The following is a 24,032-nucleotide window of genomic DNA, read 5'->3' on the forward strand; positions in this document are numbered from 1 at the left end:
ATAGCCACACGATGAAAATAACCCTCATGAAGTTCAGGGTGATGTGGCGTCGGTTTCGGCGCACTTCACCGCAGCACAACGAGCATCAGCTTCGCTACATTCCCCAAATCGAGGCGCTCATGCGCCGGGCAAGTCCTTTCGCTTCCTGGAGCGAACGCGCCAACTGGATGATCGACATCGGCATCTGGCTGCGCCGCCCGCCGTCGCATATCCGGCCGGGCAGGGAGGTTGCCGACGTGGTGCGCCGGGCCAAGCAGCAGCGCACCCAATTCCTGCTCGACTGGCTCGACAGCAACCGGGATGTCAAGCGCATCGTGCAGACCACGCTGCAGAAAACCCTGCGCGAAGCCATCGGCCCCGAACTCTTCTGCGCCACCGGCCTGCCGCGCGAGCCGGCCTTCTTCAGCGAACTCGGCGAGCGCGTCTCCCGCTTCGCATTTCCGAAGACCGCGGTGAAGCAGGATCTGTCGACCCTGTTCGCGGCGATGTTCCCGGATGCCGCCGATGCGGAATGGCTGCTCGGCCTCGACCAGGCAACCCTCCACCGCATCTGGAAGCTGTGCGCCGATGACGGCATATCCCACGGCGTGCAGCAGCAGGTCGACGAAGCGCTGATCTACCTCGTGACCATGATCATTTCGACCGGCATCGGCACCGAATTCCGGCAGCGGCTTGAGCCGCACATGCCGTTCCGCGCCACGCCTTTCATGGCGCTGCGGCGCGAACTGGAAAAATACCTGGTCGCCAGCCCCAACGACGCGGCGGCATTGCGCAGCGTGCGCATGCTGATCGCCGTCTGCCAGGCGCAGACCGACCGCATCTATGCGCATCTCGACGAGCACGGCGTGTCGGTCGGACTGGTGTACAAGGTGGAGCGGATGCGGGCCCAGCTGGTGCGCATGAGCCTGCTGATCGACCTGCGCTCTGGGCTTTCTGTCGAGCAGTCCTCCGACCAGATCCACGCGCTGCTGGTCGACCTGATCGATGCCCACCACCGGCGTTCATCCGTGCAAGGCCTCGTCAACCGCAGCTTTTCGCTGCTGGCGAGGAAGATGGTGGAGCGCAATGCCGACCGCGGCGAGCAATATGCCGCGCGCAACGACGGGGAATACCGTACGGTCTTCCGCTCGGCCTGCCGGGGTGGGGTGATGGCCGCCATTCCCGTCGTGGCCAAGAACTTTCTTCCGGCCGGCGGGGCGGCACGCTTCTTCGAGGGCGCGTTCTCTTCCATGAACCATGCCGCCGGCCTTGTCGCCATTTCCGCCGCCGGCGGCACGCTGGCCGCGACGCAGCCGGCCGTCACCGCGCCGGCCCTGGCGGCCAGGATGCACTCCCTCGATACGGTCGACGGCCTGCGCCGGCTGCTGGAAGACATCGCTTCCATGCTGCGCTCGCAGGCGGCTTCCGTCCTCGGCAACCTCGCCACCGTGATTCCGACCGTGCTGGTCATTGCGCTGGGATGGATGCTGATCGCCGGTGCGCCGATGGTGCCGGCGGACAAGGCAGCGGCGAACATCGACGCCCTGTCTCTGATCGGACCGAGTCCGCTCTACGCCGCATTTACCGGCGTGCTGCTTTGGCTGTCAGGTCTGGCGGCGGGTGTTGCCGACAACTGGTTTGCGCTGAGCAGGCTGCGCGACGTGCTTGCGCACCATCGCCGCCTGGTCCATGTATTCGGACCAATGCGTTCGGAACGGTTTGCCCGCTGGCTGGAAGCCCGCTTCGCGCGTTTTGCCGGCATCCTGTCGCTGGCCGTGCTGCTGGGCCTGTCGCCGGTGCTGCTGCAGTTCTTCGGCATGCCGCTTGACGTCAGGCATGTGACGCTGGACGCCGGCGCGCTGGCGGCGGCTTCGGTCAGCCTCGGCTGGGAAGCCTTGCTTCAGCCCTCGTTCTGGCTGGCGGCCTCGGGCATCCTCGTCACCGGGATGCTGAACGTAGGCGTGGGCTTTGCCTGTTCGCTCGCCCTCGCGATGCGCGCGCGCGACGTTCCGCTGCGCATGCGGCGCATCGTGGCATGGGCTGTGCTGCGCAGGCTGGGCGCGGCGCCCTGGAAGTTCATGTTCCCGGAACGGGCCCGTATCGCGAGCGCACCGGTGGAAATGGTGAAGCCGGCGGAACCCGAACTGGAGCCGCGACTGCCGATGCGGGACGCCGGCGAGAGCGAAAGGCGGACCGGTTCCGACCGCTGACCGCCAATCGCCAACTTCGGAGCGGAGCAGTTCATTTCATCCGGTTGTATGGACGACATGGACTGCTCCAAAGTCTTAATGTAGAATTAAGCGGTTTTGGTGCGTGAAAGCAACACCCGGCGGAGACGACGGTGTCGCATGCAAAATTTATCCGTAAGCGATCCGGTTTGACCGGTCCGGCGTGTTCCGCTGTTTCCCTCTCGCCCTTTTGCGTGCGGCAGAGACGGCATGGCAAGCCATCCCTTGCGGATAAGTTTTGAAAATTCCTATTAATTACCCCTGCTACTATGAAAAAAATCTTTGCGCTTCTCGCGCTCGCGGGTATGGCTAATGTCGCTGCTGCGGCTGACGTGGTAGGCAATCCCAAGGCGGCGGAAAACAAGGTGGCAATGTGTATCGGCTGCCACGGCATTCCCGGCTACAAGGCGACATTCCCCGAGGTCTACCAGGTGCCGATGATCGGCGGCCAGTCGGCCAAATATATCGAGAGCGCATTGAATGCGTACAAGAAGGGCGAGCGCAAGCATCCCAGCATGCGCGGTATCGCGGCCGGCCTGACCGACCAGGATATCGCCGATGTCGCGGCCTACTACGCTCAGCAGAAATAAAGGGGACGGATAATGAAAAGGATTTTTGCAGTCGCTGCCGTGCTGTTGTCTTGCAATGCGATCGCCGGCGGCAACGTCGAAGCAGGCAAGGCCGCTGCCGAAAAATACAACTGCGCTTCCTGCCACGGCAAGGATTACAACACGCCCATCGATCCCAGCTATCCCAAGCTGGCCGGCCAGCACCAGGATTATCTGGAGCATGCCTTGCTCGCCTACAAGCGCGGCGGCGACGGCGCAAATGGCCGCGGCAATGCGATCATGGGTGCACAGGCGAAACCGCTGTCGCGCCAGGACATTCAGAACATCGCCGCCTACCTGCACAGCCTGCCGGGAGCATTGGTCCTGCGCAAGTAAGCCGGGCCTGCGATCCTCCGGCGATACACGCGCCGGAAACGACATCGGCAACGCATCGGAAGGCGATGTCCACCGAAAAGCCACGGAAACGTGGCTTTTTCATTTGGTGCCTGCAGGTGTCTGCCTATGCCTGCCGCGTGCCTGCTTCCATTCCCCGCATGATGGCAGCACACGCCGTCCCCGATTGTCCTCTCCGTAGTCATCACGTGCATCGGCGAGGCTTATCCGGCTGTTGAAATCCGAATCTCCCGTCCGCATATCGAAGCTGCGATCGGGCCGACAAGGCCCGGGTGAATCATCCATCATTCACGGAGGACATCATCATGTATCGATCCATGTTTCCTCGCGACCTGTTCGCTGAATTCGACCGGCTGCAGCGCGAGATCCAGCAGGCCTTCGACAATGTGCCGAACATACGCGGCGCCGGCGCGGGAAGTTTTCCGGCGCTCAATGTCGGGCGCACTCCGCAATCCCTTGAGCTGTATGCATTCGTTCCCGGAATGGATCCTAAATCCATCGAGGTCAATCTCGAACGCGGGGTCCTGACCATTGCAGGCGAAAGGCAGGCCGATCTGCCGCCGCGCGAAGAGCGCTCATCCGTGCATATCAATGAACGCTTTGCGGGCCGTTTCAGGCGCGTTGTCAGCCTGCCCGACGATGATGTGAACCCCGACGGCGTGACCGCGCAATATCGCGACGGCGTGCTGCAGATCAGCATCAAGCGGCGGACAGCCCCGCAAGCGCGCCGCATCAACGTTCAGTGACATCGGAACTAGCAGGAGGATGCATCATGAATGCCAGCAACAGCATGACCAATCGATCGCAGGAGAATTCGTCGCCGGAAGCCGCACTCCTGCCGCCGGTGGACGTTTTCGAGGATGCCTCTGGCATTACCCTGTTCGCCGATCTGCCGGGCGTGACGAAAGAGGGTTTGAATCTGCAGCTGGAATCCGACAGCCTGACCATCGAAGGCGAAATGCGGTTGACTACCCCGGAAGGCATGGAATCCAGTCATGCGGAAGTGCGATTGCCGCGCTACCGGCGCGTCTTCTCGCTTTCCCGCGAACTCGACAGCGAGCAGGCGGTGGCGGAATTCAGGAACGGCGTACTCAAGCTGCGCATTCCGAAAGCGCAGCATGCGCAGCCGCGCAAGATTGAAATTTCCGTCGACTAGCGGAAGGGCCGGCCCACGGCGATGAAGCCGTGCCGCTGCAAGGCTTGCGCGCCTGCGGCGGCACGGCAGACGGCGAATCAGCAGGAAAGGAAATCCAAATGAAACTGGATGAACTCAGGCAAGGCCTCACAAGTTTTTGGGATTCGGTGGCGGAGGGCTGGCAGCATCTAAGGCGTTCGGCTTCCTCCGCCCTGACCGGCTTCAAACCCGGCAGCAATACCAACATGCCGCAGAAGACACAGGTCGACGACGCCTTCTACATTCCGTCGGGCACCTGGTCGATGCTGGGCGGCGACCTGTTCGAGGATGAGAACAGGGTCGTGGTCAGGCTGGAAGTGCCGGGCATGGACAAGAACGATCTGGATATCGGCGTGCAGGACGGGGCCCTGGTTGTCCACGGCGAAAAGCGCTTCGAGCAGGAGAATACCGAGGGAAGGTACCGGGTGCTGCAATGCGCCTACGGCAGCTTCCGCCGGGTAGTGCCTCTGCCGGTCGCGGTGCTCGCGGACAGGGCGCAGGCGACCTACCGGAACGGCGTACTGCGGGTTGAACTGCCCAAGGCGGAACATGAAATGCCACGCAAGACGGCCATTCGGGTGGACTGAGAGGCGAGGCGTGCTGCGGGGTTCAGCGCCGCTTCACGCATTCGATATACGCCGCGCCGTCCGGCGGCAAGCCGCTGCGCTGCGAATTCCAGATCATTTCGCCGAGGCACTCCATCATCTCGTGATGGGCATCGTGCTCGGACCCGAGGCGCTGCGCCAGGCCAAGAAATGCGGCGCGGATGCCGGGCGGCTGGTCGATGGAAATCTGTTCTGCGATCGACAGGTGCATGGATAGATGCAGGAAGGGATTGGACTGCCCGCGCTCGACGGAATAGTCGGCGGCCAGCGCCTCGTCCACATTGCCGAGCGCATCCGCATATTCCTCGTGCTGAATGATCCAGTCGCGCGCAATCGCTTCCAGCGGGGTCAGAATTTCATTGGCGCGGACCTTGCGAAAGGTTTCGCAGAAGAAGCGGCGCACATCGTGCTGGGAGGGGGTAAACATGGGAATTCGATTCAGGCTGTAACGGTTAGACCGCAGATGGGTCCGGGAAAGGGATATGCAAGGGAGGCCCGCCGTTTCGCAACTCGCGATATCGCGTTTCGGCATATTCCCGGCAGACCGCCTTGCTAAATGCCTTTCTCGGGCAGCGGCGTCTTGTCCTTGTGTTCACACAGATCGGCGATGATGCAGTTCCAGCACTGCGGCTTGCGTGCGATGCAGGTATAGCGGCCGTGCAGGATGAGCCAGTGATGGGCATCATGCCGGAAATCCGCCGGCACGAATTTCAGCAGCTTGCGCTCGACTTCATCGACATCCTTGCCGGGCGCGATGCCGGTCCGGTTGGAAACGCGAAAGATATGGGTGTCGACCGCAATCGTCGGCTCGCCGAAGGCGGTATTGAGCACCACGTTCGCGGTTTTCCGGCCGACGCCGGGGAGGGCTTGCAAGGCCTCCCGCGAGCGCGGCACTTCGCCGCCGTGCTGCTCGACGAGAATGCGGCAGGTCTCGATCACGTTCTTTGCCTTGGTGCGGTACAGGCCTATCGTGCGGATATAGCTTTCCAGGGTTTCCACGCCGAGCGCATGGATTGCGGCCGGCGTATTGGCCGCCGGATAAAGCCGCCGCGTCGCCTTGTTCACCGAGACATCGGTTGCCTGTGCCGAGAGTATCACGGCGATCAGCAGTTCGAAGGGCGTCGTGTATTCGAGTTCGGTCGCCGGATGCGGATTCGCTTCACGAAAGCGTCTGAAGATTTCCAGGCGTTTTTCTGCATTCATTGCTTGTCTTTGGCTTGAGGGGCTTGCGTGGCCTGCGTGGTTTGTGCTTCCAGCTTCTGATTGGTGTCGGCGATCTGCCTGCGCACTCCCGCGGAGACATCCTCCAGGCCGGCCGGGCGGGTCGGGGAAGCAGCAGCCATCTTTTCCTTCTGCAGGCGGGCGCGTTCCATGGCTGCCCGGATGATGGCCTTCTTGCGCTCCTGCGCAGCCTTTTCTTCCGGCGACAGCGTCGGCTCGTTCTCGACGGCCTTCAGCTTTGCCGCCGCCTTTGCCGCGAGGCGTTCATCGTTCTCCTGTTTTTCACGGCGCAGGCGGAAGGTGCGGAACTGATGGCGCTCCCTTGCCGCATCGGCGTCCGCCTGGGACCAGGCATCCCAGCCGGTGCGCCCTGGCGTGACATCGACCATGGAGATGCAATCGACCGGGCAGGGCGCAACGCACAGGTCGCAACCGGTGCACAGCGCAGGCACGACGGAATGCATCTGCTTGGCAGCGCCGATGATGGCATCCACCGGGCAGGCCTGGATGCACAAGGTGCAGCCTATGCACAGGTTTTCGTCGATCACCGCTACCGGCCGCGGACGTTCGATCCCATTGGCGGGATTGAGCGGAATGACCGGCTTGTCCAGCAGCGCCGCCAGGCGCGCAACGCCTTCCATGCCGCCGGGCGGGCACTGGTTGTAACCGGCTTCGCCGCCGGCGACCGCTTCGGCATACGGCCGGCATGCCGGATAGCCGCATTTCGTGCATTGCGTTTGCGGCAGCAGGTTTTCGACTTGGTCGGCGAGAGTAGGTAAGGAAGACACGGCGGGAACGGCAGGTTCTGCAATAAAAAACAGGATTATCCGGGGAAACCGGTCACGCTACAAATAAAAAGCCGTCCACCAGGTGGACGGCTTTGTCGAAGCGAATGAAAGGAATGTATCGGAGGAAAGGATCAGGCGTTGGCCCTGATAAATTCCCCGATCTTCGGGCAGATCACTTCGCGCCAGCGGCGGCCCGAGAAGATGCCGTAGTGTCCGCACTTGGGCGCGGTGAAATGCAGCTTCTTGGCTTTCGGAATGCTGGAGCACAGGTCATGCGCCGCCTGGGTCTGGCCGGCGCCGGAAATGTCGTCCAGTTCGCCTTCGATGGTGAACAGCGCCACCGACTTGATGTCCTGCGGACGCACCAGCTTGCCTTCGACTTCCCATGTGCCCTTCGGCAGGTTGAATTCCTGGAACACGGTCTTGATCGTTTCCAGGTAATACTCGGCGGGCATGTCGAGCACGGCATTGTATTCATCGTAGAACTTGCGATGCTCTTCCGCCGACTCGTTGTCGCCTGCGCGCAGGTGCATGTAGAAATCCCAGTGGCTTTGCGCATGGCGACCCGGATTCATCGCGACGAACCCTGCGTGCTGGAGGAAGCCGGGATAGACCTTGCGTCCGAAGCCGGGATAGTTGGCCGGCACGCTGTAAATCACCTTGGTTTCGAACCAGGAGAAGGGTTTCTTGGTTGCCAGGTCGTTGACCGCAGTCGGCGACTTGCGCGGGTCGATCGGGCCGCCCATCATGGTCATGGTCTTGGGCAGTTTGGGATCGTTCGCGCTGGCCATCAGAGAGATGGCGGCGAGTACCGGAACGGTCGGCTGGCAGACGGAAATGACATGCACGTCCGGGCCGAGGCGGCGGATGAAATCCTGCACGTAATAGATGTAATCGTGCAGGTGGAACGCGCCTTCGGCCAGCGGCACCATGCGTGCGTCGGTCCAGTCGGTGATGTAGACGTCATTTTCGGAGAGCAGGGCACGCACCGTGTCGCGCAGCAAGGTCGAATGATGTCCCGACAGCGGCGCCACCAGCAGCACGGTCGGCTGCTTGAGACCGTCGAACTGCTTGTCGCTCAGGTCCTTCTTGAAGTGGATCAGCCGGCAGAACGGCTTCTGTTCCGCGATCTCTTCGAATACGCCGACGGCTTTGCCGGCGACCGGAACCGTCTTGATGCCGAATTCGGGCTTTTCGTAATCTTTCCCGAGGCGATAAAGCAGCTCGTAACCTGCCGCAATGCGCTGGGCAAACGGAGTATGTGCAAGAGGCGAGACCGGATTCGTGAACAGCTTGGCAGACGCTTCCGCCCATTGGATGAGCGGGTTCAGGAAAGTACGGTTTAATTCGTGAAATTGGTAAAGCATATTGGCCTCTTCGAGGTATGACCGGTGTCGCTAGATTCTGAATAGAAATTTTCCACGCTGCAATGCATCAAAAGCAATTTTGGCGATTTTTGAGTAAAAAAATAGTTCGCTCGTTCGTATGTAAGACAACCTATGTACACACACAACGCCTGCTGCCATCACGAATTCAAATTTCCGTTAAGTAACATAGCATAAAACCGAAGAGCCGCAGCTTTTACATTCCACCGGTTGCTGCCTTCTTTCCTGCATATGGTGGCACGCTGCGACTCTGCAACAACCCTTTTCTGAAGGCTTGTTGTTTTGCCTATATCAAGCAACCAAATTTGTAGTATGTCCGCAACGCCGGAATGCTTGGAGCGGCATTCGATGTTGTCTTTAACGGTGATCGCCAGCAAGTTCGACAATCGTGTGAAGTGAAGTCTTTGAAACTCCTATTGTCTTTCTACAAGATGAAGGTATAGAAGCAGAAGCCGTGCCATGCGGCCAAGTGCCTGCTTGACGGGCGTTAAATGGTGAAATTCACTACATCCGGTTGAGGGATTGCGAATATTGCTGCTGGAGTGCAACTTGCCGACAGCAATATGGACGAGCATGCGTGTAATTTTTACTGAGGCGCGGGAAGGAAAATGGTCCGCAATTGAAACAGTATTGCTTGCAGGCGCAAACAGCCTGTTCGGCGCAGACCGACAGCTGCTGCCACGGTACCGATGTGTCCAAACCAACTCGCGCCGCATCATCGATAATGATGCTTGTGACATGGTCGCTGAACCATCAATATGAATGCATGGCGAAGTGTTTTGGCAGGATTCGTGCTCCGGCATGGTCGGACTTGCGGGCATTGCCGCATAAAAGGATGAATAAAATGAAGATTTTCTGGATGAGCGCCTGGAGCATGGTACTGCTCCTGTTGACGGGCAGTCCTTCCATGGCATCCACGATCAGGGCATTCGAGCCCGATTCGCTCAATCGCATCGTCGAGAGCCAGCAGGGAAAGCCGTTTGTACTGGTGGTGTGGTCGCTCGACTGCGTGTACTGCCAGACAAGCCTGAAGAACTTGAGCGAGGAAAAGAGCCGGCGCAAGGGCAAGGACTTGAATGTCATCACGATCTCCACGGATTCGAGCAATGATCCCGAAGCCGTGGCCATGATGAAACAGCGGCTGGAATCCCTGGGCCTGGCCGGCAACGCATGGGCATTCGGCAATGCGGCGCCAGAGCAGTTGCGCTATGCCATCGACCCGAAGTGGCACGGCGAAAAACCGCGCAGTTACTGGTTCAATGCCGAAGGCGCCAGGGTCGCGAATTCCGGGGTCATCACGTCGAAGACGATAGAACGCTGGGGTGCAAAATAAGCCCAGTATGCCTGTCCGCGCCTGTCCGGATGGAATGCCGTATGAACATGGCAAGCTTCACGCCGTGCATGCGGCTGAAATGATTTATGCCGTATCGCTTGCCAAATCCCTTGAATTGCTGCACCATTGCTCGCAACCAGTCCCAGAGCAGCCCCAACAAATGACTTTCGCGCGCTTCCACTTTTACTTTTACTTTAGCTATTCCAGCCCAAAGGCGGTGGAGAAGCGGTAAGCGCACGAATAAAAGAGCCAAACCGAATCCTAGAAAAACCGCCAGAGATGGCGGTTTTTTCGTTTGTACAGTCTTGAAAACTTTAACCTGGAGAATGACCATGCCGCGCACCGATGACCTTCGCATCCGAGAGATGAAAGAACTGATTCCTCCTTCACATCTCATTCGCGAGTTCTCCTGCTCCGACAAGGTGGCCAACACCACGGCAAGCGCGCGCACTGCGCTGCACCGCATTCTCCATGGCCAGGATGACCGCGTGATGGTCGTCATCGGACCCTGCTCGATTCACGATCCCAAGGCGGCGATGGAATATGCGAACCGCCTCGTCAAGGAACGCGAGCGCTTCGCCGGCGAGCTCGAAATCATCATGCGCGTCTATTTCGAGAAGCCGCGCACCACGGTAGGCTGGAAAGGCCTGATCAACGATCCCTACATGGACAACAGCTTCCGCATCAATGACGGCCTGCGCATGGCGCGCGAGCTGCTCATGAACATCAATGAGCTCGGCCTGCCGGCAGGTACGGAATTCCTCGACGTGATCAGTCCGCAGTACGTCGCGGACCTGATCAGCTGGGGCGCGATCGGCGCGCGCACCACCGAATCCCAGGTGCATCGCGAACTGGCTTCCGGCCTGTCGTGCCCGGTCGGCTTCAAGAACGGCACCGACGGCAATATCAAGATCGCCGTCGATGCCATCAAGGCGGCTTCACAGCCGCACCACTTCCTGTCCGTCACCAAGGGCGGCCATTCGGCCATCGTCTCGACCAGCGGCAACGAGGATTGCCACATCATCCTGCGCGGCGGCAAGGCGCCTAACTATGATGCCGCCAGCGTTGAAGCGGCCTGCAAGGAAATCGCCGCCAGCGGCCTGGCTTCGCGCCTGATGATCGATGCCTCCCATGCAAACAGCTCCAAGAAGCCGGAAAACCAGGTGCCGGTATGCGCCGACATCGCGCGCCAGGTTGCCGAAGGCGACACCCGCATCGTCGGCGTGATGGTGGAGTCGCATCTCGTCGCCGGCCGCCAGGATCTGGTTCCCGGCAAGGAGCTGACCTACGGTCAGTCGGTGACCGATGGGTGCATCGATTGGGATGCCAGCGTCAAGGTGCTGGAAGGACTGGCGGACGCCGTGAAGCAGCGTCGCCTGAAGGAAGATCGGGAGTGATTGCGGGGTAGTGGATTCACTCTTGTTTGCAAAGCGAAGCCCAAAGGCTTGCACGCCTGGTTTGCGTTGCTGTATTGAGCGGAAATGCAGGCCAGTTCGTTGGGCGGAATGGGGAGATGTTTGAAGTCTAATGTGGCTTTGCTACCGCCCTCATCCCCAACCCTTCTCCCGCTTGCGGGAGAAGGGAGCCGGACAGCACCGGTGAAATCATGGTGCGGGGAATAGCACCCCTCTCCCGCAAGCGGGAGAGGGGCAGGGGTGAGGGGAATCGCCAAGGCCGCAGCAGGTCTTGCGGTCCCCCTCATCTCCAACCCTTCTCCCGCTTGCGGAAGAAGGGAGTAGTCAGGTTCTGCGAATGAAGGTCATTATTGAATTAGACCCTCCTAGACCCTAAACCTAAAACCGCTTCGTCAGCACCATCTGCTGCCCGTCGCGCCGCATCTCGGTCCTGTTAAGAAACGACATGCCGAGCAGGATGATCGGCAACCCCTGTTCCTGCACCACCGCATCCACCTGGTTGATCTCGATATCGCCGACCTTCACCGTATTGAGCTTGACCTGGTAAGCCGGCACCGTTCCGTTTGCGGTATTCAGATAAGCCACCTGGCCCTTGCGGTAATCGATGCCGAGCCGAACCGCCTCCGATGCCGGCAATGCAATCATCGTGGCGCCCGTGTCCAGCAACATGCGCACGCTGCCGCCGTTGATCTGTCCCGCCACCATGTAATGCCCGCGGCTGTCGGCCTGCAGGGTGGTGCTTGAGCGCCCGGAGGAGGCGGGAGCGCGGCTGACATGGTCGCCGATGGCGATGGTCTGGCGCCTGCCGTTGTTTTCGATAGTGGCGCTGGAATCTGTGGCGGCAACGAGCTTGATGCCGTCGACGATGGTGGCGCCGACGGAATAGGTCTTGGGCGAACCTCCATCAATGACCAGCACCGCCTTGTTCGGGAAAAGCCCGACCACGCTGATGTCCGCCGCATGAGCAGTCGGCGTGGTCGCCAAGGCAGTTGCGCCGGAAAGCAGGCTGGCGGCGAGGAAGAAGGCGCGCATGATGTCGATATCCAACGATGGCAAGTGAAAATCAGTCGCGGAAGTTGTTGAATTCCAGCGGCAGATCGGTCATCTCCTTGCGCAGCAGCGCCATCGCGGACTGCAGGTCGTCTCGCTTGGCACCGGTGACGCGCACCGCATCGCCCTGGATGCTGGCCTGGACTTTCATCTTGCTGTCCTTGATGATGCGCACGATTTTCTTGGCCATGTCGGATTCGATGCCGTTGCGGATCTTGATGACCTGCTTGACCTTGTCGCCGCCGATCTTCTCGATCTTGCCGAGATCGAGGAAACGCACGTCCACGTTGCGCTTGACCATCTTGCCGGTCAGGACGTCGCGCACCTGCCCCAGCTGGAACTCGCTGTCGGCATACGCGGTCAGTTCACGCTCCTTCTGTTCGACGCGGGCATCGCTGCCCTTGAAATCGAAACGGGTGGTGATCTCCTTGTTCGACTGGTCGACCGCATTTTTCACTTCAACAATATTGGCTTCGGAAACAACGTCAAAAGATGGCATGGCAAATCCTTCGTGCAAAATTGGTTGGAAAACATGCCTGATATTCTTGTTCTTTTCAGGCTTGTCATGCTGAAAACACCGGGCCATTCTAGCCGACAAAAAATCGGGTGGCTAGATTGCGCACCCTCTATAATGCCAGCCCTATGAGCGCAGACATTTCGATCCAGAGCAATTTCCCGCTTCGCGGTCTCAACACCTTCGGCATCGATGCCAGCGCGTCGGCTTACCTGAAAGTCACATCGGCGGCGATGCTGGAAGCGGTTGCAAGCGATGCATCATGGGCATCCATGCCGCGGCTGGTGCTTGGAGGCGGCAGCAACCTGCTGCTGACCGATGATTTCCATGGCTTGGTACTGCATATGGCCACCAGCGGAATCGAGCTTGTCGGTGAAGACGATGATGCCTTCTACGTCAGGGCAGAGGCGGGAGAGAACTGGCACCGTTTCGTGCTGTGGACGCTGGAGCATGGTTTTCCGGGGCTGGAAAATCTTTCCCTGATTCCGGGCAGTGTCGGCGCATCCCCGATTCAAAACATCGGCGCCTACGGCGTCGAACTCAAGGACCGCTTTCATTCCCTGACCGCTTTCGACCTGATCGACAAAAAGACTTTCGTCCTTGACCGGGAGGCATGCGGCTTCGGTTACCGCGACAGTATTTTCAAGCATGCATTGCGCGGCCGCGCGGTGATTCTCGATGTGACGTTCGCCTTGGCGAAGCGCTGGCAGGCAAACATCCGCTATGCCGATGTCGCACAGGAGCTCGCGGCAGGCGGCATCCATTCACCTTCCGCGCGGCAGATCAGCGACGCCGTCATTGCGGTACGCACGCGCAAGCTGCCGGATCCTGCGGTCATCGGCAATGCGGGCAGCTTCTTCAAGAATCCGGTTGTGTCGCAGGACGCGCGCGACGCATTGCTGGCGCGCTGTCCCGATCTTGTCAGCTATGCGCAGCCCGATGGCAGCTTCAAGCTTGCCGCAGGCTGGCTCATCGACAGGGCGGGTTGGAAAGGCAGGAGCCTGGGCGCCGCCGGCGTCTATGAGAAACAGGCGCTGGTGCTGGTTAACAGGGGCGGTGCGAAGGGGGGCGAGATTGCGGAACTTGCCGCGGCGATACAGGCCGACGTGCAGGAAAAATTCGGCGTGGCGCTCGAACCCGAACCGGTATTCGTCTAGAGCGCTTTCGGGTTGACTGTACTGTCGATGCCGGTCGATTTGCCAGCGGCACTGCGTTGTATGGGGACGCCGAGTCCTCCTTGCCATGGCCCGGGGGCGCCGAGCTCGCCATGTCGCGTCACCACGCCTTGTTCCACAGGCAAATCACCTCGGCCTCGTCGAGTCCAGTCAAGCCGAAAGCGCTCCAGCGCGCTTGTTAAGCGCTTCCGTTCTGAAAGAGGGCACAAAAAAGGCGATCATCCGATCGCCTTTTTTATTGCATGGGACTGGCTCAGGCTGCAACGAAGTGGCAGACGTAGTCGAGCGTTTCCAGCGTTTCGATATCGAAGCTGGAGTTGCCCGGCACATTGAAGCTCTGGCCGCCTTCATAGGTGTTCCAGGTGTCTTCACCCTTGAGGCGGATGCGGCATTTGCCGGCATTCAGTTCCATGATTTCCGGTGCGCCGGTATTGAAGGTCAGCGAGGACGGGAAGATCACGCCGATGGTCTTGCGGGTGCCGTCCGCGAACAGCACGGTATGGGAGACGCACTTGCCGTCGAAGTAGAGGTTGGCCTTCTTGACGACGGAAACGTTGTCGAATTGTGTGGTCATGGTGCTTTGTCGGTAATGGTTGTCGTTATTCGCCGCTGTTCTTGCCGAGGCGCGGCAGGCCGACGGCAGAGTTCGAGCCCAGCAGGCCGACATCGCTGTAGATGCCGAGCTTCTCTCGCGTGTCGGTGATGTCGAGATTGCGCATGGTCAGCTGGCCGATGCGGTCTTGCGGCGTAAAGGCGCCTTCGCCTTTTTCCATCGTCAGGCGTTCCGGCTTGTAGGTGAGGTTGGCCGACTCGGTATTGAGGATGGAGTAGTCATTGCCGCGGCGCAGTTCGATCGTGACTTCGCCGGTGATGGCGCGCGCCACCCAGCGCTGCGAGGCTTCGCGCAGCATGATGGCTTGCGGATCGAACCAGCGGCCCTGGTACAGCAGGCGGCCGAGCTTGCGGCCGTTGTCGCGGTATTGTTCGATCGTGTCTTCGTTGTGGATGCCGGTGACGAGACGCTCGTAGGCGATGAACAGCAGCGCAAGGCCGGGAGCTTCGTAGATGCCGCGGCTCTTTGCTTCGATGATGCGGTTTTCGATCTGGTCGCTCATGCCCAGGCCGTGGCGTCCGCCGATGCGGTTCGCTTCCATCATCAGGTCGACCGCGTTGGAGAAGGTGATGCCGTTCAGTGCAACCGGGCGGCCTTCCTCGAAGCGGACGCTGACTTCCTCGCGCTTGACTTCGACGTCATCACGCCAGAAGGCGACGCCCATGATCGGCTCGACGATCTTCATGCCGCTGTTGAGGTGTTCGAGATCCTTCGCCTCGTGCGTTGCGCCCAGCATGTTGGAGTCGGTGGAGTAGGCCTTTTCGACGGACATCTTGTAGTCGAAGCCGGACTTGATCAGGAATTCGGACATCTCCTTGCGGCCGCCGAGTTCCTGGATGAAGCGGTCGTCGAGCCAGGGCTTGTAGATGCGCAGCGACGGATTGACCAGCAGGCCGTAGCGATAGAAGCGCTCGATGTCGTTGCCCTTGAAGGTGCTGCCGTCGCCCCAGATGTCGACTTGGTCTTCCTGCATGGCCGCAACCAGCATCGTGCCGGTCACTGCGCGGCCGAGCGGCGTCGTGTTGAAGTAGGTGATGCCGGCGGTCGAAATGTGAAATGCGCCGCTCTGCAGCGCGGCGATGCCCTCGGCGACCAGCTGTTCGCGGCAGTCGATCAGGCGCGCCTGTTCCGCACCGTACAGCTTCGCCTTCTTCGGAATTGCTTCATAGTCCGGCTCGTCCGGCTGGCCCAGGTTTGCGGTGTAGGCATAGGGAATGGCGCCTTTCTGGCGCATCCAGTGCAGGGCGGCGCTGGTATCGAGACCGCCGGAGAAGGCGATGCCCACTTTCTGATTGACGGGTACGGACTGAAGTATGGTCGACATGATTTCTGCTTCGCTAGATGAGACTGGGATGATTTATAAGGGTTGGGGCGTCGGGTCGATTGCGCTGCGTTGTCGGTTGGTCAGGCAAGCTTGCCCACGACCAGGTATTCAAGCAGCGCCTTCTGCACATGCAGGCGGTTTTCGGCTTCGTCCCACACGACCGACTGCGGGCCGTCGATCACTTCGGCGGCGACTTCCTCGCCCCGGTGCGCCGGCAGGCAGTGCATGAAGAGGGCGTCGGCATTGGCACGCTTCATTTTCTCGCCGTCGACGATCCAGCCGTCGAAGGCCTTCAGCCGCGCCGCGTTCTCTTCCTCGTAACCCATGCTGGTCCAGACGTCGGTCGTCACCAGATCGGCGCCTGCGCAGGCGTCTGAGGGATTGGCGAAGAAGGTGTAGTTGCTGTTGCCGGGCGCGACCAGGGCCGGATCGATCTCATAGCCCTTGGGTGTGGATACGTTTACGTGGAAGCCGAACACCTGCGCCGCCTGCAGCCAGGAGTAGAGCATGTTGTTGGCGTCGCCTATCCATGCCACCGTCCTGCCCTTGATGGAGCCGCGATGCTCGATGTAGGTGAAGACATCGGCCAGCACCTGGCAGGGATGGTGTTCGTTGGTCAGGCCGTTGATGACCGGCACGCGGGAATGGCTGGCAAAACGTTCGATGATGTCCTGGCCAAAAGTGCGGACCATGATGATGTCGCACATGCGGGACATGACCTGGGCCGCATCCTCCACCGGTTCGCCGCGGCCGAGCTGGCTGTCGCGGGTATTGAGGTAGATCGCCGCGCCGCCGAGCTGGTGCATGCCGGCCTCGAAGGACAGGCGCGTGCGTGTCGAATTCTTTTCGAACACCATTACCAGCGTGCGGTCGACCAGCGGATGGTACGGCTCATAGTTCTTGAACTTTTGCTTGATGATGCGGGCGCGTTCGATCACGTACTCGAATTCGTCAAGCGTAAAGTCAGAAAACTGCAGGAAATGTTTGATGGACATAAATGAAAACGGCGGCAAGTGCTGGGTTGGCTCTTGCCGCCGGATTGTTGTAACCCGTTCAATTATAAGAGATTTTGTATTGAAAAGATAACCGGCTGCGGGCCATGGACAAGTTCAGTACAGCTTTTGCGAGGATTCATGCACCAGCTGCTGGTAGAGCGCATGCCGCAGCGGAGCGATTTCGCCGGCCTCGACCGCGCCCAGCACCGCGCAGCCCGGCTCCGTCAGATGATGGCAGTTGTAGAACCGGCAATGTCCCAGATGCGGGCCGAATTCCCGGAAGGCACGTTCCAGCATGCCTTCGGTCAGATGGTAGAGGCCGAATTCCTGGAATCCCGGCGAATCGATGATGGCCGTGTCGGGCCCGGTCATGAACAGGCGGGTGAATGTGGTCGTATGCTTGCCGGAATCGAGCGCCGCGGAAATTTCCCGTGTTGCCAGTTCGGCATCTGGCACCAGAAGATTGATCAGCGAAGACTTGCCCATGCCCGACTGGCCGATAAGGATGCTCGACTGGCCCTGCATCAGCGGCTGCAGCAATGCCTTGGTCTGCTCCGGCTGGCTCCTGGCGGAAACTTCATGGATGGGGTAGCCGAGGTTGCCGTACAGGGCGAGCCGCTCGCGCGTCTGGGGCAGCAATTCCTCGATATCGACCTTGTTGAGGATGATATGGGCAGCGATGCCGCCGGCCTCGGCCGCGACCAGGGCGCGCGACACCAGGTCATCGGAGAAGCCGGGCTGGGTGGCGACCACGATGAACAGCTGGGTGACGTTGGCTGCGAGCAGCTTGGACTTGTACTGGTCGGAGCGATAGAGCAGGGTCTTGCGCTCCGCGATCGATTCAATGACGCCCTGATCCGCGGAAGTGCGCTTCCAGTGCACGATGTCGCCGGTCGCGACATCGCTTTTCTTGCCCCGGGTTACGCACTGCACTTTTTGTTCACCGGCCTGCACCAGGTAATGCCTGCCGTGCGCCGCGATGACGGTTCCTTGTTCTCCTGTCATGAGTGCGCTCAGCGGCTTGCCAGAAGATGATGAATCCGTATGCTGGCAGGCGGATGCGAGTCGTAGAAGGCCGAATGCAGGGGATCCGGCGTCAGGGTCGATGCATTGTCTTCGTACAGCTTGACCAGCGCCGAGACCAGATCCTGTGCATTCGTGTGCTTCGCCGCAAAGGCGTCGGCTTCAAATTCATGCTTGCGCGAGGTGATCGAGGTCAGCGGCGACAGCAGGAAAGTGAACACCGGCAAGGCCAGCATGAAGAGAATCAGCGCCATTGCGTCGTTGCTGGTCAGCAGCATCGGATCGACGCCGAGGCCGGTGTAGAACCATGCCTGCGTCTTCAGGTAGCCGAGCAGCGCCAGCAGGCCGAGCGACACGGCGAACATCACGACGATGCGCTTGATGATGTGCTTGAGCTTGAAATGGCCGAGCTCATGGGCGAGGACGGCTTCGATTTCCTGCGGGCCGAGGCGGGCCAGCAGCGTATCGAAGAAGACGATGCGCTTGGCCGCGCCGAAGCCGGAGAAATAGGCATTGCCGTGCGCGCTGCGCTTGGAACCGTCCATCACGAACAGGCCCTTGGAAGCAAAGCCGACGCGCTGCATCAGGTTCTCGATGCGGGAGCGCAGGCTTTCATCCTGCAGCGGCGTGAACTTGTTGAACAGCGGGGCGATAACGGTCGGATACAGCACCAGCATCAGCAGCTGGAAGCCGCTCCACACCAGCCAGGCATAGAACCACCACAGGCTGCCGGCCTTGTCCATCAGGGTCAGGATGATCCAGATCAGCGGCAGGCCGACGATGATGCCGACCAGGGTGTTCTTGACCATGTCGGAGATGAACAGGCCCAGTGTCATCTTGTTGAAGCCGAATTTCGCTTCCAGCACGAATTGCCGGTAATAGTCGAACGGCAATTCCACCAGGCCGGAAATGGCGCCGAAAGCGGCCAGCAGCGCAAGCTGGTGCAGCATTCCGGGACCGGTCAGGTTGAACAGGTTCACCGACAGCCATTGCAGGCCGCCGAGCAGAGTAAAGCCGACCAGCACTGCGGCATTGACGAACAGCGTAACCAGGCCCAGCTTGGTCCGGGCCACGGTATAGTCGGCCGCCTTCTGGTGGGCATGCAGGGGTATCTTTTCGGCGAATTCGGCCGGCACTGCGCCGCGATGCGCCAGCACATGGCGAATGTGACGGGAACTCAGCCAGAAGCGGACGATCAGCGTCACAACCAGAAAACCGACGAACAATACCGAAAACGCGAGTGAAGACATGCTGTGCCTGTGAGAAAATGGCAGATTACTGAGGAATTTAGATTATGTCACAAGCTATTGAAACAAATGCCGCGCCCGCGGCGCCGGTTCGCCCGAACGAGTTCAATCTGGTCTGGGTGGACATGGAAATGACCGGGCTGGATCCGGACAGCGACCGCATCATTGAGGTCGCCTGCGTGGTGACCGACGCGGAACTGAACGTCCTGGCCGAGGGGCCGGTATTTGCCATTCATCAACCCGACGAAGTGCTGGACAAAATGGATGCCTGGAACAAGGGTACGCACGGACGCTCCGGCCTGATCGACCGGGTCAAGGCATCGACGGTCAGCGAGGCCGATGCGGAAGCAGCGCTGATCGAATTTCTCAGGCGTTACGTTCCTGCCGGCAAATCGCCGATGTGCGGCAATTCCATCTGCCAGGACCGCCGTTTCATGGTGCGCGGCATGCCCAAGCTTGAAGCATTCTTCCACTACCGAAACCTCGACGTGTCGACGCTGAAGGAACTCTGCCGCCGCTGGAAGCCGGAAATCGCTTCGGGCTTCAAGAAGCACCAGAAGCATACCGCGCTGGCCGACATCGTCGAGTCGATCGAAGAGCTGCGCTATTACCGCGAGCATTTCATCAAGGCGTAACGGGACTTCGCTTCCCGCGCCCGACTCCAGACATCCGCGCGCCTGCCTTCGCAGGCGTGCTCCGATACACCGTTCAACCTGTTTTTAAGAGCCGCAACATGGCCTCAGCACCAGATACTTCGTCGACCGACACCGTCGACAACGTTGCCGACACCCGCAAGGTCCCGAGCGACCTGATCGCAAGGGAAGTCGCGCGCCGCCGCACCTTCGGCATCATTTCCCACCCGGACGCGGGCAAGACCACGCTGACCGAGAAACTGCTGCTGTTCTCCGGCGCGATCCAGCTGGCGGGCACCGTCAAGGCGCGCAAGAGCGGCCGGCACGCGACATCGGACTGGATGGAAATCGAGAAGCAGCGCGGCATTTCCGTCGCCAGCTCGGTCATGCAGTTCGAATACCGCGACCATGTGGTCAACCTGCTGGATACACCGGGTCACCAGGACTTTTCCGAAGATACCTATCGCGTTCTCACCGCCGTCGACTCGGCGCTGATGGTGATCGATGCGGCCAAGGGCGTGGAAGAGCAGACCATCAAGCTGCTCAACGTCTGCCGCATGCGCGCTACGCCGATTCTGACTTTCATGAACAAGCTGGACCGCGAAACGCGCGATCCGCTGGAACTGCTCGATGAAGTCGAATCGGTCTTGAAGATCCAGTGCGCACCGGTCACCTGGCCGATCGGCATGGGCAAGAATTTCCGCGGCGTCTATCATCTCCTGCGCGACGAGATCCTGCTGTTCAAGGCCGGCGAGGAGCGGGCCGACCAAGAGTTCGAGGTGGTCAAGGGCATCGACAATCCCCGCCTGGCGGAAATGTTCCCGCTCGAAATCGAGCAGCTGAAGATGGAAGTCGAACTCGTGCACGGCGCATCGCACCCCTTCGATCTGGATGCCTTTTTGGCCGGCACGCAGACACCGGTCTTCTTCGGCTCGGCGATCAACAACTTCGGCGTGCGGGAAATCCTGAATGCCTTGCTCGACTGGGCGCCGGCGCCGCGTTCGCGCGATGCCAGCGTTCGGGCCGTCGAGCCGGTGGAAGCGCCGTTTTCGGGTTTCGTATTCAAGATCCAGGCCAACATGGACCCGGCGCACCGCGACCGTATCGCCTTCCTGCGCGTCTGTTCGGGACGCTTCGAGCGCGGCATGAAGGTCAAGCATCTGCGCCTGAACCGCGAGATCAAGGTGTCGAGCGTGGTGACCTTCATGGCGTCGAGCCGGGAGCAGGTGGAAGAAGCCTATGCCGGCGACATCATCGGCCTGCCCAACCACGGGAACATGCAGATCGGCGACAGTTTCTCCGAAGGCGAAGTGCTGCAGTTCACCGGCATTCCGTATTTCGCGCCGGATTTCTTCCGCGTGGTGCGCATCCGCAACCCGCTCAAGATCAAGCAGCTGCACAAGGGGCTGCAGCAGCTGGGCGAAGAAGGTGCGGTGCAGGTGTTCAAACCGGTGCACGGCGGCGACCTGATTCTGGGCGCGGTCGGCGTGCTGCAGTTCGAAGTGGTCGCCAGCCGGTTGCTGAATGAATACGGCGTCGACGCGGTATTTGAAGGTACCAGCATCAGCAGCGCGCGCTGGATTTCAAGCGATGACAAGAAAGCGCTTGCGGACTTCGAAAAGTCATCGGCAGGCGCCAATATCGCCTACGATGCCGCCAACAACATGGCCTATCTTGCCACTTCAGGCGTCAACCTGAAGCTGACGCAGGAGCGTTGGCCGCAGCTGACTTTCCATGCGACCCGGGAGCATGCGGTGAAAGTCGGCTGATTATCCTGCCGCTCTCCCGCAAAGCCGGCGTATCGATGATCGCCGGCTTTTTCTTTTGTTTTCTGCTTTTCGAACCGTTTTGGAGAAGGTGCAGCAGTCGGAGGGCCAAGCTGGCGTCCAATAAATGCGTTCGCGGGAGATGGCAGTTGTTGAATGGAATATGCCGAAAGATCGGCCCAACTTGGCGCAGAGTTTGTGGCAAATCAAACAAGCCGGAGGGTGGCCCCCTATACTCACCGCACGATTTCAGCCCCGTCTTCCAGTCTCGTTTCCCTGCAGCCTGACGGCTCTGGCGATGACTCGGTAATGACACGGGATGCCGTCACGCTTGCATTGAATTTGCGGCGCCTTCGCCGGTCTTTCTCTTAACCGGTTATTCAACTTGCCACATCAGTCGGCATCCTTATTGCTAGAAGCGCAGGTCTTTCCGTTTTTTACGTTTTACATTCAGAGGTGCTCATGCTGACCGCAACCTATTCCATCATTGCTATCGCTGCCGAGCAGGACAAAGCACGCCATATGCTGGGGCGGCTGCAGCAGCACATGGAAGCGGCCTGGAGGGGATTGCAGCGGCTCGATTTCGCGAGTCTCGATTCGGCATTCAACAGGCTGATGCATTTCGACCAGTTCTGCCGCGGGCGCAAGATCGAACGCTATCTCATGCCTACCCTGCGCCGCTTCGGACGCGATGCCGAGCTGCTTGTCGCCGAACTGGAAATCATCAGTGCAAAGGCAAGCGGCATTCTGCGCCTGGCAGGGGAGCAGCTATCCTCGGCGTTCGACCTGGGAATCGCCAAGGCGGGTGAGCTATGCGATTCCTTTGAACTGTACTGCCGGCATGCATCGGTTCGTCTGGATCGGGAAGAGCGCGAATTGCTGCCGCTGGCGCGCCGGCTGCTCACGGTCGAGGACTGGTTCGGCATTGCTGCGCAATGCCTGTCGGAGACTTCCCGCCCGTCGAAAGGGCGGCAGGCGCGAAACGGCGTGCAGCCGCTGCATGCCGATCGGTCATCGGCAAATTATCACTAACTCTACTTAACGGGCATGCGGTCCGGGGGCAAGCGTGGGCTCCTTGCCTCTCTCGCAACAGCGCATCGTCTGAGCGCTGAAGGCATGCACCGGCCGGCTTGGATGAAGCTCCGGTGCTTGCATCGGAAGGGGTTTCTTGGCATGGTGTCGCACCATGAAATCCTTCCGCTCACGCATGCCCAAGATGCTCAAGTTCACGCGCTTTTCACTGCGTGATTTTCTTATCGCGGCCGGGCCCGCAGCCCTTGCAGTCCTTGCAACCTGTCTGCTGGCCTATTGGCTGGTTGATCCTTCGCCGCCGAGCACGGTGACCCTGTCGACCGGACAGGACAATAGCGCCTATGAGACGCTAGGGAAGAAGTACGCGGCTGCGCTGGGCCGCTATGACATTCGCGTCGTTCAGAAGCCCTCGCTGGGATCACATGAAAACCTGCAGCGCCTTAGCAATCCGGACTCTGGTGTGGACATTGCCTTCGTCCAGAGCGGATCGACCGAGCACGAAGCCGCCGAACGCAGCGGCCTGGTGTCCCTCGGCAGTCTGTTTACCGAGCCGGTGTGGCTGTTCATGCGCAGCGCGAAAAACGTCCAGCAGCTCACCCAGCTCAAGGGCTTGAAGATCAATGTCGGTCCGGAAGGCACCGGCGTGCCGGAGCTGTTCAGGCGAATCCTGGAGGTGAACGGCATGGAGCCCGGAGACGTGCGTCTGGGCGCACTGGAAAATACGCCGGCCACCGTGGAACTGCTGGCCGGCCGCATCGACGGGCTGGTATTCAGCTCGGCGCCGGACGCGCCGCTGATCCAGATGCTGCTGCAGACGCCGGGCATCAAGCTCTTCGATTTTTCCCAGGCCGAAGCCTACACGCGCCGTTTCCCCTTTCTTTCGCATGTCGTTCTGCCGCGGGGCATCGTGGATCTGGGCCGCGACCTGCCGCCCAAGGACTATCACCTGATCGCGCCGACGGCGACCCTGGTGGCGCGGCAGGACCTGCATCCGGCGGTGGTCAATCTCTTCGTGCAGGCGGCATCGAACATTCACGGCAATGCCGGCTGGTTCAACAGGCGAGGGGAATTTCCCACGGCCAGCTTCACCGAAATACCGGTTTCGCCCGCAGCGGAGAAGTTCTACAAGAACGGGCCGCCGCTGCTGCAGCGCTACCTGCCGTTCTGGCTGGCGAACTTCCTGGAGCGCATGTGGGTGGTGGTGGTCGCGCTGGGCGCCCTCATCCTGCCGCTTTCCCGCATCATCCCGCCTCTCTATGTATGGAAGGTGCGGTCGCGCGTCTACCGGTGGTATGGCCAGCTGCGCGCGGTGGAGCAGGAAATCGAGGACGTGCCGCCGGAGAAGCATGAGCAGGTGTATCCGGCCCAGCTGCAGCGCCTCAACGACATCGAGGAGCGTGTCAACCGGATTTCAATACCGCTGTCGTTCGCCGACGAGCTCTATGGCCTGCGCAGCCATATCAATTTCGTCAGGCGGCGCATCGTCGGCCTGATGGAGAAGGCGGAGGCGCCGTCAATGCCGATGCCGCCGGATCAGACCGCGGCGCCGGGCTGACACCTGCACGTCAGGC

26 protein-coding genes are annotated in these 24,032 nt (G+C 60.4%); 13 read left to right on the forward strand and 13 right to left on the reverse strand.

Annotated elements, in window-relative coordinates; translation table 11 throughout:
- Nucleotides 1-26: 26 nt before the first annotated feature.
- The 6 genes from IGW03_RS03395 (at nucleotide 27) to IGW03_RS03420 (ending at nucleotide 4,930) form a co-directional block, all read left to right on the forward strand.
- Complete coding sequence (locus tag IGW03_RS03395) at nucleotides 27-2,189, forward strand: transporter-like protein (protein WP_228534936.1); 2,163 nt, start codon at nucleotides 27-29, stop codon at nucleotides 2,187-2,189.
- Between the two features lie 287 nt (nucleotides 2,190-2,476).
- Entirely contained in the window at nucleotides 2,477-2,797 is a 321-nt protein-coding gene (locus IGW03_RS03400) for a c-type cytochrome (protein WP_194721074.1), read from the forward strand.
- A 12-nt stretch (nucleotides 2,798-2,809) separates the two neighbouring features.
- Entirely contained in the window at nucleotides 2,810-3,151 is a 342-nt protein-coding gene (locus IGW03_RS03405) for a c-type cytochrome (RefSeq protein ID WP_194721075.1), read from the forward strand.
- Nucleotides 3,152-3,474: 323 nt separating this feature from the next.
- Complete coding sequence (locus IGW03_RS03410) at nucleotides 3,475-3,915, forward strand: Hsp20/alpha crystallin family protein (protein ID WP_194721076.1); 441 nt, start codon at nucleotides 3,475-3,477, stop codon at nucleotides 3,913-3,915.
- Between the two features lie 26 nt (nucleotides 3,916-3,941).
- Nucleotides 3,942-4,325 carry an Hsp20/alpha crystallin family protein gene (locus IGW03_RS03415; RefSeq protein WP_194721077.1) on the forward strand — a complete coding sequence of 128 codons (384 nt, stop codon included), beginning with the start codon at nucleotides 3,942-3,944 and terminating at the stop codon, nucleotides 4,323-4,325.
- A 98-nt stretch (nucleotides 4,326-4,423) separates the two neighbouring features.
- The gene (locus tag IGW03_RS03420) at nucleotides 4,424-4,930 is read left to right on the forward strand and encodes an Hsp20/alpha crystallin family protein (protein ID WP_194721078.1); all 507 of its coding nucleotides are present in this window, start codon (nucleotides 4,424-4,426) and stop codon (nucleotides 4,928-4,930) included.
- Between the two features lie 22 nt (nucleotides 4,931-4,952).
- Here IGW03_RS03420 and IGW03_RS03425 read toward each other — a convergent pair whose 3' ends face one another.
- The 5 genes from IGW03_RS03425 to IGW03_RS03445 all read right to left on the reverse strand — a co-directional run bounded on the left by IGW03_RS03425 (nucleotide 4,953) and on the right by IGW03_RS03445 (nucleotide 8,719).
- Nucleotides 4,953-5,375: a DUF1841 family protein gene (locus IGW03_RS03425; protein ID WP_194721079.1), complete on the reverse strand. Its 423-nt coding sequence runs from the start codon at nucleotides 5,373-5,375 to the stop codon at nucleotides 4,953-4,955.
- Between the two features lie 125 nt (nucleotides 5,376-5,500).
- The gene (gene nth, locus IGW03_RS03430; RefSeq protein ID WP_194721080.1) at nucleotides 5,501-6,151 is read right to left on the reverse strand and encodes an endonuclease III; all 651 of its coding nucleotides are present in this window, start codon (nucleotides 6,149-6,151) and stop codon (nucleotides 5,501-5,503) included.
- On the reverse strand, nucleotides 6,148-6,981 hold the full coding sequence (gene rsxB, locus IGW03_RS03435; protein ID WP_438943618.1) for an electron transport complex subunit RsxB: 834 nt from the start codon (nucleotides 6,979-6,981) through the stop codon (nucleotides 6,148-6,150). Before rsxB ends, nth begins: the two co-directional genes overlap by 4 nt.
- 107 nt (nucleotides 6,982-7,088) lie before the next feature.
- On the reverse strand, nucleotides 7,089-8,324 hold the full coding sequence (locus IGW03_RS03440; protein ID WP_194721082.1) for a polyhydroxyalkanoate depolymerase: 1,236 nt from the start codon (nucleotides 8,322-8,324) through the stop codon (nucleotides 7,089-7,091).
- Nucleotides 8,325-8,482: 158 nt separating this feature from the next.
- Nucleotides 8,483-8,719 (reverse strand): hypothetical protein, encoded by a 237-nt coding sequence (locus IGW03_RS03445; protein WP_194721083.1) that lies wholly within the window; start codon nucleotides 8,717-8,719, stop codon nucleotides 8,483-8,485.
- 467 nt (nucleotides 8,720-9,186) lie between these two features.
- On the opposite strand from IGW03_RS03445, the gene IGW03_RS03450 reads away from it, so the two are divergent.
- Nucleotides 9,187-9,675 (forward strand): redoxin domain-containing protein, encoded by a 489-nt coding sequence (locus IGW03_RS03450; protein WP_194721084.1) that lies wholly within the window; start codon nucleotides 9,187-9,189, stop codon nucleotides 9,673-9,675.
- Here the strand turns inward: IGW03_RS03450 and IGW03_RS03455 are convergent.
- Nucleotides 9,638-10,009 (reverse strand): hypothetical protein, encoded by a 372-nt coding sequence (locus IGW03_RS03455; RefSeq protein ID WP_194721085.1) that lies wholly within the window; start codon nucleotides 10,007-10,009, stop codon nucleotides 9,638-9,640. The genes IGW03_RS03450 and IGW03_RS03455 overlap by 38 nt on opposite strands.
- On the opposite strand from IGW03_RS03455, the gene aroG reads away from it, so the two are divergent.
- Nucleotides 10,008-11,072, forward strand: coding sequence for a 3-deoxy-7-phosphoheptulonate synthase AroG (aroG, locus tag IGW03_RS03460; protein WP_194721086.1), 1,065 nt, complete (start codon nucleotides 10,008-10,010; stop codon nucleotides 11,070-11,072). The genes IGW03_RS03455 and aroG overlap by 2 nt on opposite strands.
- A gap of 396 nt (nucleotides 11,073-11,468) precedes the next feature.
- On the opposite strand, the gene IGW03_RS03465 is transcribed toward aroG, so the two are convergent.
- Nucleotides 11,469-12,146: a retropepsin-like aspartic protease family protein gene (locus tag IGW03_RS03465; RefSeq protein ID WP_228534938.1), complete on the reverse strand. Its 678-nt coding sequence runs from the start codon at nucleotides 12,144-12,146 to the stop codon at nucleotides 11,469-11,471.
- Nucleotides 12,147-12,153: 7 nt separating this feature from the next.
- Nucleotides 12,154-12,639, reverse strand: a complete 486-nt coding sequence (locus tag IGW03_RS03470; protein WP_194721087.1) for a YajQ family cyclic di-GMP-binding protein — start codon at nucleotides 12,637-12,639, stop codon at nucleotides 12,154-12,156.
- Between the two features lie 143 nt (nucleotides 12,640-12,782).
- Between IGW03_RS03470 and murB the strand changes: the two genes are divergently transcribed.
- Complete coding sequence (murB, locus tag IGW03_RS03475) at nucleotides 12,783-13,811, forward strand: UDP-N-acetylmuramate dehydrogenase (protein WP_194721088.1); 1,029 nt, start codon at nucleotides 12,783-12,785, stop codon at nucleotides 13,809-13,811.
- Nucleotides 13,812-14,082: 271 nt separating this feature from the next.
- Here the strand turns inward: murB and ppnP are convergent, their stop codons facing one another.
- The 5 genes from ppnP to IGW03_RS03500 form a co-directional block, all read right to left on the reverse strand.
- A complete protein-coding gene (gene ppnP, locus IGW03_RS03480) occupies nucleotides 14,083-14,403 on the reverse strand; it encodes a pyrimidine/purine nucleoside phosphorylase (RefSeq protein WP_194721089.1) in 321 nt (106 codons plus the stop codon).
- 25 nt (nucleotides 14,404-14,428) lie between these two features.
- Nucleotides 14,429-15,766 carry an argininosuccinate synthase gene (argG, locus tag IGW03_RS03485; RefSeq protein WP_194721090.1) on the reverse strand — a complete coding sequence of 446 codons (1,338 nt, stop codon included), beginning with the start codon at nucleotides 15,764-15,766 and terminating at the stop codon, nucleotides 14,429-14,431.
- Nucleotides 15,767-15,846: 80 nt separating this feature from the next.
- Entirely contained in the window at nucleotides 15,847-16,761 is a 915-nt protein-coding gene (gene argF / locus IGW03_RS03490) for an ornithine carbamoyltransferase (RefSeq protein WP_194721091.1), read from the reverse strand.
- Nucleotides 16,762-16,875: 114 nt separating this feature from the next.
- Nucleotides 16,876-17,766: a ribosome small subunit-dependent GTPase A gene (gene rsgA, locus IGW03_RS03495; RefSeq protein ID WP_194721092.1), complete on the reverse strand. Its 891-nt coding sequence runs from the start codon at nucleotides 17,764-17,766 to the stop codon at nucleotides 16,876-16,878.
- A gap of 8 nt (nucleotides 17,767-17,774) precedes the next feature.
- A complete protein-coding gene (locus IGW03_RS03500) occupies nucleotides 17,775-19,034 on the reverse strand; it encodes a M48 family metallopeptidase (protein ID WP_194721093.1) in 1,260 nt (419 codons plus the stop codon).
- Between the two features lie 44 nt (nucleotides 19,035-19,078).
- Between IGW03_RS03500 and orn the strand changes: the two genes are divergently transcribed.
- From orn to IGW03_RS03520, 4 genes are all read left to right on the forward strand, one after another.
- Entirely contained in the window at nucleotides 19,079-19,666 is a 588-nt protein-coding gene (gene orn, locus IGW03_RS03505; protein WP_194721094.1) for an oligoribonuclease, read from the forward strand.
- A 98-nt stretch (nucleotides 19,667-19,764) separates the two neighbouring features.
- Nucleotides 19,765-21,432 carry a peptide chain release factor 3 gene (locus IGW03_RS03510; protein ID WP_194721095.1) on the forward strand — a complete coding sequence of 556 codons (1,668 nt, stop codon included), beginning with the start codon at nucleotides 19,765-19,767 and terminating at the stop codon, nucleotides 21,430-21,432.
- A gap of 459 nt (nucleotides 21,433-21,891) precedes the next feature.
- Complete coding sequence (locus IGW03_RS03515) at nucleotides 21,892-22,461, forward strand: hypothetical protein (protein ID WP_194721096.1); 570 nt, start codon at nucleotides 21,892-21,894, stop codon at nucleotides 22,459-22,461.
- Between the two features lie 175 nt (nucleotides 22,462-22,636).
- Entirely contained in the window at nucleotides 22,637-24,016 is a 1,380-nt protein-coding gene (locus IGW03_RS03520; protein WP_194721214.1) for a TAXI family TRAP transporter solute-binding subunit, read from the forward strand.
- Nucleotides 24,017-24,032: the final 16 nt, after the last annotated feature.

This window comes from Noviherbaspirillum malthae (assembly GCF_015352985.1).
GTDB lineage: Bacteria > Pseudomonadota > Gammaproteobacteria > Burkholderiales > Burkholderiaceae_D > Noviherbaspirillum > Noviherbaspirillum malthae.

Excerpts from the sequence above, each read along its gene's own strand:
- IGW03_RS03395 (WP_228534936.1), top strand. The coding sequence starts at position 27 with ATGAAGTTCAGGGTGATGTGGCGTCGGTTTCGGCGCACTTCACCGCAG.
- IGW03_RS03400 (WP_194721074.1), top strand. The coding sequence starts at position 2,477 with ATGAAAAAAATCTTTGCGCTTCTCGCGCTCGCGGGTATGGCTAATGTC.
- IGW03_RS03405 (WP_194721075.1), top strand. The coding sequence starts at position 2,810 with ATGAAAAGGATTTTTGCAGTCGCTGCCGTGCTGTTGTCTTGCAATGCG.
- IGW03_RS03410 (WP_194721076.1), top strand. The coding sequence starts at position 3,475 with ATGTATCGATCCATGTTTCCTCGCGACCTGTTCGCTGAATTCGACCGG.
- IGW03_RS03415 (WP_194721077.1), top strand. The coding sequence starts at position 3,942 with ATGAATGCCAGCAACAGCATGACCAATCGATCGCAGGAGAATTCGTCG.
- IGW03_RS03420 (WP_194721078.1), top strand. The coding sequence starts at position 4,424 with ATGAAACTGGATGAACTCAGGCAAGGCCTCACAAGTTTTTGGGATTCG.
- IGW03_RS03425 (WP_194721079.1), bottom strand. The coding sequence starts at position 5,375 with ATGTTTACCCCCTCCCAGCACGATGTGCGCCGCTTCTTCTGCGAAACC.
- nth (WP_194721080.1), bottom strand. The coding sequence starts at position 6,151 with ATGAATGCAGAAAAACGCCTGGAAATCTTCAGACGCTTTCGTGAAGCG.
- IGW03_RS03440 (WP_194721082.1), bottom strand. The coding sequence starts at position 8,324 with ATGCTTTACCAATTTCACGAATTAAACCGTACTTTCCTGAACCCGCTC.
- IGW03_RS03450 (WP_194721084.1), top strand. The coding sequence starts at position 9,187 with ATGAAGATTTTCTGGATGAGCGCCTGGAGCATGGTACTGCTCCTGTTG.
- aroG (WP_194721086.1), top strand. The coding sequence starts at position 10,008 with ATGCCGCGCACCGATGACCTTCGCATCCGAGAGATGAAAGAACTGATT.
- IGW03_RS03455 (WP_194721085.1), bottom strand. The coding sequence starts at position 10,009 with ATGGTCATTCTCCAGGTTAAAGTTTTCAAGACTGTACAAACGAAAAAA.
- IGW03_RS03470 (WP_194721087.1), bottom strand. The coding sequence starts at position 12,639 with ATGCCATCTTTTGACGTTGTTTCCGAAGCCAATATTGTTGAAGTGAAA.
- murB (WP_194721088.1), top strand. The coding sequence starts at position 12,783 with ATGAGCGCAGACATTTCGATCCAGAGCAATTTCCCGCTTCGCGGTCTC.
- ppnP (WP_194721089.1), bottom strand. The coding sequence starts at position 14,403 with ATGACCACACAATTCGACAACGTTTCCGTCGTCAAGAAGGCCAACCTC.
- argG (WP_194721090.1), bottom strand. The coding sequence starts at position 15,766 with ATGTCGACCATACTTCAGTCCGTACCCGTCAATCAGAAAGTGGGCATC.
- argF (WP_194721091.1), bottom strand. The coding sequence starts at position 16,761 with ATGTCCATCAAACATTTCCTGCAGTTTTCTGACTTTACGCTTGACGAA.
- rsgA (WP_194721092.1), bottom strand. The coding sequence starts at position 17,766 with ATGACAGGAGAACAAGGAACCGTCATCGCGGCGCACGGCAGGCATTAC.
- IGW03_RS03500 (WP_194721093.1), bottom strand. The coding sequence starts at position 19,034 with ATGTCTTCACTCGCGTTTTCGGTATTGTTCGTCGGTTTTCTGGTTGTG.
- orn (WP_194721094.1), top strand. The coding sequence starts at position 19,079 with ATGTCACAAGCTATTGAAACAAATGCCGCGCCCGCGGCGCCGGTTCGC.
- IGW03_RS03510 (WP_194721095.1), top strand. The coding sequence starts at position 19,765 with ATGGCCTCAGCACCAGATACTTCGTCGACCGACACCGTCGACAACGTT.
- IGW03_RS03515 (WP_194721096.1), top strand. The coding sequence starts at position 21,892 with ATGCTGACCGCAACCTATTCCATCATTGCTATCGCTGCCGAGCAGGAC.
- IGW03_RS03520 (WP_194721214.1), top strand. The coding sequence starts at position 22,637 with ATGCCCAAGATGCTCAAGTTCACGCGCTTTTCACTGCGTGATTTTCTT.